The sequence below is a fragment of the Bacillus sp. JJ1532 genome, assembly GCF_036965085.1.
In the GTDB taxonomy this organism is placed as follows: Bacteria; Bacillota; Bacilli; order Bacillales; family Cytobacillaceae; genus Cytobacillus.
This window is the reverse complement of the sequence record NZ_JBALOW010000095.1, coordinates 1-10,777: the sequence shown is the minus strand read 5'-3', so window position 1 is coordinate 10,777 and position 10,777 is coordinate 1. Positions and strand designations below refer to the sequence as shown.

Annotated in this window: 8 protein-coding genes; 6 read left to right on the top strand and 2 right to left on the bottom strand. The window is 35.3% G+C overall.

What is annotated here, in order from left to right; genetic code table 11:
• Positions 1-600 (bottom strand): LysR family transcriptional regulator (locus V7122_RS23015; protein WP_335529449.1); only part of this gene is annotated, 600 nt, incomplete at its 3' end.
• Positions 601-1,290: 690 nt separating this feature from the next.
• Here V7122_RS23015 and V7122_RS23010 point away from each other — a divergent pair.
• The 6 genes from V7122_RS23010 (at position 1,291) to V7122_RS22985 (ending at position 8,298) form a co-directional block, all read left to right on the top strand.
• The gene (locus tag V7122_RS23010; RefSeq protein WP_335529446.1) at positions 1,291-2,301 is read left to right on the top strand and encodes a TAXI family TRAP transporter solute-binding subunit; all 1,011 of its coding nucleotides are present in this window, start codon (positions 1,291-1,293) and stop codon (positions 2,299-2,301) included.
• Positions 2,302-2,444: 143 nt separating this feature from the next.
• A complete protein-coding gene (locus V7122_RS23005) occupies positions 2,445-4,394 on the top strand; it encodes a TRAP transporter permease (protein WP_335529443.1) in 1,950 nt (649 codons plus the stop codon).
• 250 nt (positions 4,395-4,644) lie between these two features.
• Positions 4,645-5,637 carry an NADPH:quinone oxidoreductase family protein gene (locus V7122_RS23000; protein WP_335529440.1) on the top strand — a complete coding sequence of 331 codons (993 nt, stop codon included), beginning with the start codon at positions 4,645-4,647 and terminating at the stop codon, positions 5,635-5,637.
• A gap of 321 nt (positions 5,638-5,958) precedes the next feature.
• Entirely contained in the window at positions 5,959-7,167 is a 1,209-nt protein-coding gene (locus V7122_RS22995; RefSeq protein ID WP_335529436.1) for a hypothetical protein, read from the top strand.
• Positions 7,168-7,421: 254 nt separating this feature from the next.
• Positions 7,422-7,895, top strand: coding sequence for a MerR family transcriptional regulator (locus V7122_RS22990; protein WP_335529433.1), 474 nt, complete (start codon positions 7,422-7,424; stop codon positions 7,893-7,895).
• Positions 7,876-8,298, top strand: a complete 423-nt coding sequence (locus V7122_RS22985; RefSeq protein ID WP_335529431.1) for a hypothetical protein — start codon at positions 7,876-7,878, stop codon at positions 8,296-8,298. Before V7122_RS22990 ends, V7122_RS22985 begins: the two co-directional genes overlap by 20 nt.
• Before the next feature lie 538 nt (positions 8,299-8,836).
• Here V7122_RS22985 and V7122_RS22980 read toward each other — a convergent pair.
• Positions 8,837-10,507, bottom strand: coding sequence for a M4 family metallopeptidase (locus V7122_RS22980; protein ID WP_335491008.1), 1,671 nt, complete (start codon positions 10,505-10,507; stop codon positions 8,837-8,839).
• Between the last annotated feature and the right edge of the window lie 270 nt (positions 10,508-10,777).

Genomic DNA, 10,777 nt, shown 5'->3' with positions numbered 1-10,777 from the left:
ATATAATATAAACTGTTCATTTGAAAGATCATGGATTGATATTTTACTTTTTGAAGATAATGGATGATTTGAAGAAATAATTGCGATATATTCATCGTGAAACAATGTCTTATATTCGATGTCATTTACATCCATGACCTGCTTTGTTTTATTATTGACAGGTGCAACAACAATATCTAATTGCTTATTTATTAATAAATCACATAATTCTAGCACTCCTCCTTCCACAACATTAAGCTTTACTTTTGGATATAGCTGGTGGAAAGTTTCGAATAATTTTGGTAAATATCTAATTGCTGACAATGGACCTATTCCCAGATGGATTTGACCGCTAAGCGGATTTGATATTTCTCTGATACGTTGCTCCAGATTTTTTACTGAAAAGAGGATATTTTGTATTTCTGGAAGAAGCACTTCACCTTCTTTAGTGAGTTTAAGTATTCTCCCGTTTTTTTCAAAAAAAGGAAAACCTATTTCTTCCTCAAATTTTCGCATCTGTTGACTAATTGTAGGTTCTGTAATGAATAGCTTACGTGCTGCTTCTCTCATTGTTCCACTATTTACAATTTGATCAATATATTCAAATTGACGAAGATTCATAGATTATCACTCCTGTAAACTGATATAGCGATGATATTTCTGTGAATTCATATTATTTAATTATGTAATTGTGAATAAATACCAAAAAGGAATTTTAGCTTTTGAAGATATAATATGTGAAAGAGAATGTTTTTCTTAATTTTCAAACTATTCAAGGTAATTGTACCATGTTATTCCTATTAAAGAAACTTTTTGAATTAATATGCAAGTATTGGGAAACAGGGTGGATCAATATAGGCATTCCATAATGTCAAAGTGAAGAAAGGCTTTTTCACCTGTAACTAAGCTTATATATACAAATGATAGATATTAATTATCAATCAAATTTATTTGTAAATTTTCATATTATTCAAATTATTCTATAATCACTGTAAGGAGGTTATAAATGGTGTTAATTAGGAATGGTATTTTCGAATGTCAAAGATACGATTGTCTCTATTTGGAAAGGAGGTATAGCACGAATAGATGATCCAGAAAGGGGAACGTCCTTAGATCCTCCAAATATTAAAAGATGACGTGAAGTATTTCGGGTTTTTATTACAAACAAATATTATTGTATTTTACAAAATGAAAACGCAAACATTTTTAGATTCCGTATAAAACCCTATTGTTATCAGCTATTTTTTATGAATTATACAACAAGTATTAATATAGAAATAAATTTGTAAAGAGAATAGGAGGAGGAAAGGAATGTCAACTATCAAATTATTAATATCAGTATTTATATTAATAATTACTTTGACACTTGCGGCTTGCGGAAGTGAAGAATCACAGGCAATTCTTGAAGAGCAGGGATTTAATGAAGCAGATAGTAAAGTAACCGTAGTTACAGCGGGTCAAGGTGGAACATGGTATGGAATGATGGGCGCATATGCTGACCTTGTAAATAAAGGAATTAAGGGTACTACCATGAATGTTACACCAAGTGGCGGTGCAGCTGAGAATGTTAATTTGATGAAGAATGAATCTTCAGAAATAGGGTTTCTGACATCATATCACGCTTATGATGCTCTAAACGGGAAAGGTATATATGATGGTGAAAAGCCTATTGAACACCTAAGGGCAATGGCAATGACAGATCCACTATATATTAGTTTTGTGGTAAAAGCTGATTCTGATATAAAGTCGTTTGAAGATTTTAAAGGTAAAAGGATCGGAAGAGGAGAAGCTGGTTCAGTATCACATACAATTTTGGGACAAATATTTAAGGAATATGGTTTAAACGAGGATGATTTGAAAGGACAAAACATCGGTTCATCTGATCAAGCTGAGGCATTAAAAGATGGGAATTTAGATATATTCGCCTATGTTGCAGGTGGGCCAAGTGGTGCATCAGCAGCTTTGTTAGAATTAGGCTCAACATTGGATATTAGATATATAGAAATTGATGGAGAATTTAGGGACAAAATTGCTTCAAAATATCCCTATGTTCCTACTATAATTCCTGCTGGTCATATGGGAAATAAAGAAGATGTAGAAACTATGCAAATAGGTATAACTTTAGCAGTCTCAGATAAACTTAGTGAAAATTATGTTTATGAATTAACGAAGACCCTCTTCGAGAACCATGATCAATTAATTGCAGCACATAAGAGCTGGGCTGGGTTAAGTGCAAATGATATTCCAATTCCACTTCACCCGGGTGCAGAAAAATATTATAAAGAAAAAGGTATAGAAACGACATTTTTAGAATTGAAGTAAGGAATTAAGGGATACCATGCGAGTATTTTAAAAGATCTAAGAAGAAATTAATGACAAATACTTTCGTGATTTATGTATTTGTCTTTTCTTTCTCCAGATGGAGATTGACCATTGTTTACGTTTATTTTGAGAGGAGGACTATAATGGGGAAGCGCATTTTTAACAGAAAGAAAGAAAAAGATTTTGAAGAAACAATATCAGCGAGACAATATAAAGGTATTCCGAATCTTATTATCATGTCAATTTCGGTGTTGTTTTCTTTAGTTTTTTTATACACCTCACAATTCGGGGTTATGGCTCCTTTGGCTCAAGGCAGTATGCTTCTAATATTTACTTTATTATTAATATTTCTGTTGTTCCCTGGGTTAAAAACTGACAGGAAGTGGACCAAAATACTAGATGTTTTATTTGCGATTTTAGGGGCTGTTGCATTTTTTAGAGTTTTTTTGACCCATGAGGAATTAGTTGCAAGAGGTGGACAGCCAGAATTGGCAGATTTGATTTTAGGTGGAGTGGCCATTGTTTTACTAATCGAAGCAATTCGAAGGACTATAGGATGGACACTACCAATATTAATCATTATTTTTTTAATTTATGCATTTGCTGGTCCATATTTTCCGGGTTTATTACAACATGCAGGAATGAGCTATGAGAGAGTGATTCAAGTAATTTACCTCACTACTGAAGGTATATTTACTACTCCTGTGAAGGCAGTTGCAAATTTTGTACTAGTATTCATCATTTTAGGATCCGTTTTACAAAGTTCAGGGACTGGAAAGGTATTTATTGATTTATCAATGTCAATATTCGGCTTTTTCCGTGGCGGTTCAGCTAAAGTTGCCGTGATAGCAAGTAGTCTATTTGGCTCAGTTTCTGGCAGTGCTGTATCAAACGTAATGGGAACCGGAACCATCACTATACCTTTAATGAAAGCGAATGGATTCAAAAGCCGATCTGCTGGTGCAATTGAAGCTGTAGCATCTACGGGTGGACAGATCATGCCTCCTGTAATGGGGGCAGTTGCATTTGTTATGGCAGAAATGTTGGGGGTAAGTTATCTCGCCGTAGTAATTTCGGCTATTATCCCATCGATACTTTATTATGTTTCGTTATTTTTTATGGTAGATTTAGAAGCGGCGAAGTTAGGCATGAAAGGATTGCCGAAAAGTGAGTTACCTAAGTTTGGAGATGTGATGAAAAATGGAGGACATTTGCTCATTCCAATCTTAGTTTTAATATTTTTGATGTCAGTAGTGCATTTTTCACCACAAAAATCCGCATTTTGGACGATTATTGTTGCCATGATTGTTCCACAATTACGCCGTTCAACTCGGGTATCTTTTAAAACATTAATGTTAAGTTTAAAGGATTCTGCAGTTAATGTATTAATAGTTGCGGCGGTTTGTGCAGGAGCAGGTATTATTATTGCAGTAATGTTATACACTGGCTTAGCATTAAATATATCAAGTTTAATCGTACAATTATCAGGAGGAACGCTTTCGATTTTACTTATTTTAACAGCAGTAGCCTCTCTTATTTTAGGAATGGGTCTCCCAACAACGGCTGCATATATTGTTTTAGCGGTATTAATTGCACCGACATTGTCACAAATGGGAATTGCTCCTATGGCTGCACATATGTTTGTTTTATATTTTGGAGTAATATCTGCAATTACACCGCCAGTAGCCGTTGCGGCGTTTGCTGGTGCATCATTAGCCAAATCAAATCCAATTCAAACAGGTGTCACTTCATTTAGATTTGGTGCAGCAGGCTTTATTGTACCCTTTATGTTTATATACGGACCTGAATTATTACTAATAGATGGGTCGATAACTGATATTTTCTTAACACTAGTCTTCTCAATTGTGGGAATTTTTGGGGTTGCTGTTACATTACAAGGGTATTTATTCAACTTTATGAACCTTATAGAAAGACTTTTGATGTTTATATCATCTATCCTGCTAATAATTCCGGAAACTCTTTCAAGTGTCATAGGGATAAGTTTATTCATTATTGTCGTTACACTTCATTATATAAAAACAAAACATAAAAAGGTTGCTGCTACAGATCAAGAATTAACAATCGATAGTTAATGGTTTAATTTTCTACCTTCGTTAAATAACTTGAATAAAAGATTGGTGTAAGTAACAGATTATTTTTGGAAATATACGTAATACACAATGTAGGTTAAGGATTGATTAGTGATGAACTGAACACTATATTTAGACTTAAAAGGAAAAGCTGGTCAATTCTAAATAGTATTGAGAATCTGTTATTTTTCAATTTTATAAGTAAGAAAAAACTCTTTTAGATAAAGTATGTAATACTGAGAGGAGTAATGTAATGGAAAATCAGTTTAAAGCTTTGGTAGTAGATAAATTAGATAATAATGTATCAGTTAGGGTAAAAAATCTAACTCTTAATGATCTTCAAGAGGGTGACGTTACAATAAAAGTTGCTTATTCAAGTGTCAATTACAAAGATGGGCTTGCTTCTATACCAGATGGAAAAATTATCAGTTCGTACCCGTTTGTACCAGGAATCGACCTAGCAGGTACTGTTGTTTCGTCAAGTGATAAGCGATATAAAGAAGGAGATGAAGTAATTGCAACAAGTTATGAAATTGGTATCACCTATTTTGGAGGTTTTAGCGAGTATGCTCGTTTGAAGGCTGACTGGCTTGTTCCTATACCTAAAGGTTTAACATTAAAGGAAGCAATGGCATATGGTACTGCAGGTTTTACAGCAGCACTTTCTGTTCAGAAATTGCAACAGAGTGGAGTAACTCCTGAACAAGGTGAGGTACTGGTGACAGGTTCTACAGGAGGGGTTGGAAGTCTTGCTGTCGCAATACTGTCAAAGCTAGGCTATGAAGTTGTAGCAAGTACAGGGAAAGAAAGTGAGCACGATTATTTAAGAAGATTAGGAGCAAAGGCAGTTATTTCCCGTGAAGAGGTAACCCCTGAAAAAATTCGTCCACTAGGAAAACAGCGTTGGGCTGGTGCAATTGATCCTGTAGGAGGAAAAACACTTGCAGCTATTTTAAGTAACACAAATTATGGCGGTTCAGTTGCTGTTAGTGGGTTAACAGGTGGAGGTAATGTACCGACAACTGTTTTTCCGTTTATTCTCCGCGGAGTAAGTTTAATCGGAATTGATTCTGCCTACTGTCCAATGAATATTCGTAAAACACTATGGGAAAGAATGGCGAATGAACTGAAGCCAGAAACACTTTTAAGCGATATAGGACAGGAAATCACATTGGAGGAATTGCCAAATACACTTAATGATATTTTAAAAGGACAATTGCGAGGGCGAACAGTCGTCAGAGTTTAATTCATTTTTTTGAAGAGTTACTCGTTTTAGAGTAGCTTTTTCTTTTAATTTTCTTGAAAAGAGGAAAAGAATAATGAAAAAACAAAATAAAAGTAAATTTAATAATCAAATTCATTCAATTTATTTAGCCTAAAGATGGAATTAGTTAAAATAAAAAAGAAGAATAGTCTAAAAGATACCTGTTTCAACACAAAAATTCACAGTAGGATATTTCTCTTAAACTTCCTATTGTATTTTCTTACATTTCCATTTGAATCTTTTTTGCTTAATATTACGATGTCAATATCTACGATAATATGCATTTTGCTCTCCGTGCCTTTTATGAAAGGTTTATCATTCTATTTATCACTTTTTTTTCTTTTTATTGGTGTTTATTTACAAGTTTCAAATGGTGTATCAATTGAATCCTTGTTTTATTCCTTTGCCAATATTTCAAACATTATTACATTTATTGGTATAATTCCTATTTTAGCTATTCCAATTAAAATATTATTTGAATCAAAAAAAGGTCTTTCAGATATGACATCTGATATTAAATCTAATCAGGGGTTGTACAATAAAGGTCAAACCTTGTCTTTTAGCATGGGAAGTATTATGAATTTAGGTGCAATTCCAATGTCATGGACGATATTAGAGGGAAAGGAACTTAATGATGATGCTAACCGAAATCTAGCAACTTCTATAACAAGAGGTTTCTCTCTTGCAATGTTATGGAGTCCAATTGGTGCAGGTGTAGCAATAATTGTGGATACGACGGGAGTTTTTGTCATAACACTCTTGCCAATATCGCTAGGAATTGCGATTTTTGGGCTCTTACTTGATCGGTTTATAAATTCTTTTACAAAAAAGCCCTTTCGATTAATTGCCGAGATTCCTTTACAAAAAACACCTAAAAGTAGAGTAATGTATTTAGTGTTTCCACTTTTGCTATTTATGACTAGTACAATTTTATTAGATTTAATTTTACCTTATGGGATGCTCTATATTATTGCTATTACTTCTTTACCGTTTACTTACATTTGGTCATTTTTTCTCAAAAGAACTAAAAAGTATCAGATACTTTTAAAAGGACATATTGAGACTGGAATTCCTGGGATGTATGGTCAATTTGGAATACTTTTATCTGCAGGTTTTTTCGTAAATTCCTTGGAGAATAAAAAATTCATTAACTCGCTATTTTATTATTTTTCAATGTTAAAAGAATATGTTGGGGTGAATACCCTTCTTATTATTGGAATGACGTCAGTTATTATTTTAGCGATGATTGGAGTTCATCAATTTGTTGCTATCTCACTAATTGGCGTATTGATCAATCCAATTGAATTAGGGATATCTCCCGTTATTTATAGTTTGGGAATGTTAACAGCATTAAGTACTAGCATTATGATAAGTCCTTTTAACGGTTCAACAGCACTAATGTCATCCTTGATTAAAGATTCTCCCTTCGTTATTGTGAAGTGGAATATTATATTTGCTTCTACCTTTTTCAGTTTAATTGCAGGTTTCCTGATCTTATATTTATCAATTTAGGTGGCTAACGGTAGACATGGGGAAAAGAGTGTTATGATTAAAATCTTATTGCACGAAAGGGAAAGAGCTTAATAAAAATAGGAGAAGCCATAAGAATGGCTCCTCCTATTTTTATATTCATTTCTTCGTTAAATACCAGTTTATGTAGTATATTTGATCAATTTTTATTTCAAAGCTACATCGCGCATACATGTCGAGAAATAAGTCAAAAAACGACTTGACATTGGAGTCAACTCAAATGTTATTCTGAATTCATGGAAAAACTTTACTCTATACAAGAGGTTTCACGAATCCTTGGGATACCAAAGGATACACTTAGGTATTATGACCGGATTGGGATCGTCTCGCCGCCCCGGGATGACAATCGGTACCGTAAGTATTCGAGGGACGACCTCACAGACTTAATGAATATTCAAATCATGCAGTATGCGGACTTTTCTCTTGAAGAAATGAGGGGAATACTTGGTTTGCGCAAGATGGAAAATATCGACTACGCTTACTTGCAAGAGGTTTCTGCGTTCCTCGAAGCTAAGAACGCAGAAACGCGCATGAAGATTAACCATCTGGAAAAGGTCAATCTGTTGCTCAATATGGCAGCCGAAACGTTAAGGGACTTTAATAACGAAAGCGATCAACGGTTGGCAGAATACGTCCGCGAGCTTTACAAAGATATCCGAAAGAATGAACCAGGAATTTCTAAGGAGGGTTGTGATCATCATCAAGGTTAGGAATTTTTATTATCTGATTGTAGGCGTTCTTGCGATTCTGTTTGCTGTTACGCATGCATGGAATGGGCAATCCGCTGTGCTTCCGAAGCTCGACATTAGGGCGATGTCCATGGATACCCGGACGGTATTCACGTATGTTTGGCACATTATAACGGCGGAAAATCTGGTCTTCGGCATTGCATTCATTTTCATGTCATTCCAAAGTGATCGATCGAAGGTTCGTTTTGCCGCATGGATGATCGCGGCGATACTGATCGTGCGACTGATTGTCATTCTTGGTGTAACGGCATTACTTGACGTATCATCTCTTACGGATACGATAATAGATTCGATTGCCATCGTAATCTATGTTGCCTTGATCATATTGGGCACAGCTATGAATAAAAAACAATCCAGTCGTTAGCAGATGCATTAAGAGGGATGTCCGAATTATCATCTAACTTGTAGACTCGCTCAAAGCTATAAAGTAAGCAATCTCCGGTCTTTGATCAAATATGTTTATGATCAAAGTTGTACATTCAATATCGTGCTGTTATCAAATATTGGGGCATTGAAACTAACCAAGGTGGGATATTGTATCCCGAGCAGCGATTAGGTCAGGGCGTGTGTCCAATTGTGCTATTTGGGGCCCTTCGAAAGGGGGCGAACCATTGGAGTTCGTTATTAATGAATGATACAAGGTTAAAAGATGTTATGGAGTAATAAAAAAGTCGTTTAAAAAGCTGTGTACCTTCAAGGAATATATATAGTACTGTTTAAGTAAATGGTTATTCGATCGGCGCGTTTATTTAGGAACGCGTCTTTCTTCATGAAAAGGGCCATATTGTTGAAAAATCTTTAAAGAAAAATATTAATCGTTTTGATGTAATCAGGTGCAGGGTTATATTAGCAAGACATAAAAGGCTAGGATAATGTTCCTAGCCTTTTTGAAATTAGTATACTTAGTATATTCCCACAGCATCAAACCCAGAATGAACTGCTGCCAATTCCACGCTGCCTTCACCATAAATATCAATCGCAGACTGAGAAATGGCCTGACGTGCATCGCTAAATTCTGAATTTGGAGTTAAATATACAGTTAATGCACGATAGTATATTTGCCCTAATTTTTTCTTTCCAATATCCTGGCCAATCAAGTAGGCAGCATGATTTGGAATGGAAGAGTTAACGTGAACTCCGCCATTATCTACATTAGTAGGCATGTGATAATATTCATCCATATGAGCCGGATAGACTCCGCTGCCATACGCGGCTCTCTGCGGATTACTGACAACTACACTGTTTGGATCACTTAAGCTGCGCAATCTCGTTACTCCGTCAGCCTTAGCAGCCGGTGCCATAATATCCTCGCCGATTTCCCAATCATCATCATCAACTAGTGCACCAAAGATGTCAGCGAAGGATTCGTTTAATGCTCCAGGCTGATGGCGGTAGACTAAATTCGCCGAATGAGTGATGACACCATGAGTCATTTCGTGGGCAGCCACGTCAAGACCCGCTGAAAGTGAAATAAAGAACTCACCGTCCCCATCCCCATAGGTCATCCAGCGCCCGTTCCAGGATGCATTGTTGTAATTGTTGCCATAGTGAACCCTTGAAATGATTGCCATTCCTTTTCCATCCAAGGAATTACGGCCATGTTCATTTAGAAAATACTCATATACCTTTTCGGAATTATAGTGTGCATCGACAGCTGCCCGATCATAGTCATCGATAAATGCAGCGGAATTCCCAACATACAGGGTATCATTGCTAGAACTATTATCATTTTTAGCATCATACGTAAAAATTCCTTCAAGATTCTCATGAGCGTAATCGGCTAACGCAAACTTCGTTCCTGAACCTGGCTCCCTCACTTGAGAAATATGAATTTCCCTGTGATTACCATGTACACCTAATCCAAAGCCCTTTTGTGTTTTCATTTCATTGGCATGCATTAAGCCATTATACTTATCGATAACCTTTCCTGTGTTTGTATCCACAAATACAAACCAGTTCCCAGGTTCATCTCCCATGAAGTTTACATTCACTTTGTAAGCTGTGTAATTTTCTCCTTCAAAAGGATAGATTACTAGATCAGTAGTTGGCTCATAGGACAATTCTTCAGGAGCATTAACAGAGGATAATGCCACTTTGGTTGCAGCATCACTGCTATAAGCGGCAGTCGTGCTCACTTCATCATCAGCAATATTCTGATAAATCCTTCCGTTAACGGAAACTACCTCATTATTCTCATTGAAGTGAACAATAAGTTCGGATCCTTCTATGTTAACTTCATTTACTGACTGTTGAAAGCGAACATGGGTCATCCCAAGTTCATCTTTTTGTACACCTTTGACTTTTAGGTTTTTATCTGGGTTTTTAATTCCCGTTTTAGCTTCATTTTTTTTCAAATAATTTAATGCATTGGATGGATCACTTGATGAAAATTTTTCCGAAAACCGTTCCTTCACAAATACAGGGACACTAGCCTTCTCATTCCACTCCTTAGAAGCTTGTACACTACTATCTGCATTCGAATTCACTTGCAGAGCAAAAACGCTGCTTACTGGAATTGAGCCCATTAATAACGCTGACGATAGGGCTACAGGAACAATTAACTTTTTCTTCATATTTAAATTCCCTCCTATTAAGTTCATTCATATTTAATTATAGATTAATAGAATAGTTTTGCATGAATATTAGGAATTATTTGGAATTATATAAAAAATGGTAATTAAACCCTAGTTAACATATTATACAGGCATAAAGGACTATTATTTGAATCCCAGTAATTAAATAAAAGATCAGATTCTAAAAAGAATCTCATCTTAAATAGGAAATGAAGTATATTTAGTTGTAATAAACTATTATCGTATTTTTGAATGTTATTCCTTATTAAT

What these genes read in the sequence shown, in the direction of transcription:
- V7122_RS23005 (WP_335529443.1), top strand. Translation starts at nt 2,445, where the DNA reads ATGGGGAAGCGCATTTTTAACAGAAAGAAAGAAAAAGATTTTGAAGAA.
- V7122_RS22990 (WP_335529433.1), top strand. Translation starts at nt 7,422, where the DNA reads ATGGAAAAACTTTACTCTATACAAGAGGTTTCACGAATCCTTGGGATA.
- V7122_RS22995 (WP_335529436.1), top strand. Translation starts at nt 5,959, where the DNA reads ATGAAAGGTTTATCATTCTATTTATCACTTTTTTTTCTTTTTATTGGT.
- V7122_RS23000 (WP_335529440.1), top strand. Translation starts at nt 4,645, where the DNA reads ATGGAAAATCAGTTTAAAGCTTTGGTAGTAGATAAATTAGATAATAAT.
- V7122_RS23010 (WP_335529446.1), top strand. Translation starts at nt 1,291, where the DNA reads ATGTCAACTATCAAATTATTAATATCAGTATTTATATTAATAATTACT.
- V7122_RS22980 (WP_335491008.1), bottom strand. Translation starts at nt 10,507, where the DNA reads ATGAAGAAAAAGTTAATTGTTCCTGTAGCCCTATCGTCAGCGTTATTA.